Annotated in this window: 1 pseudogene; it reads left to right on the top strand. The window is 57.1% G+C overall.

Annotation, left to right across the window (positions count from 1 at the left end):
* Positions 1 to 196, top strand: a pseudogene (locus tag ABDB81_RS30500) (hypothetical protein); the annotation flags it as partial.
* Positions 197 to 308 lie beyond the last annotated feature (112 nt).

Genomic DNA, 308 nt, shown 5'->3' with positions numbered 1-308 from the left:
TCTGCAGCAGTACGTCTATTACACGCTGCTGAATCCGAAGTTCGACGAGCACCCGGCAGTTCGAAAGATCATCGCCGGGACCAGGGAGAAACCCGGCGCCTTCGGTAGTGCCATGGAAGCCCTCCCAGCATCAACCGCCGAGGCGCTGAAACGCGGTAACGCTGCCAACAAGAAAAAGCGAACAAGCCATGGTTAAGACCAGGATCAAAGTACGGCTGGCGGGAATCGTCTTCTTGATGACATCGTTGCTCACTGGCTGCGATGCGTTCTCGTCCGAACCGACATATGGCGGACTAAGCATCGCGGGG

The organism is Cupriavidus sp. DL-D2 (genome assembly GCF_039710735.1).
GTDB lineage: Bacteria > Pseudomonadota > Gammaproteobacteria > Burkholderiales > Burkholderiaceae > Cupriavidus.
The sequence above is the reverse complement of the archived record's forward strand: the minus strand, read 5'-3'. Positions and strand labels throughout refer to the sequence as shown.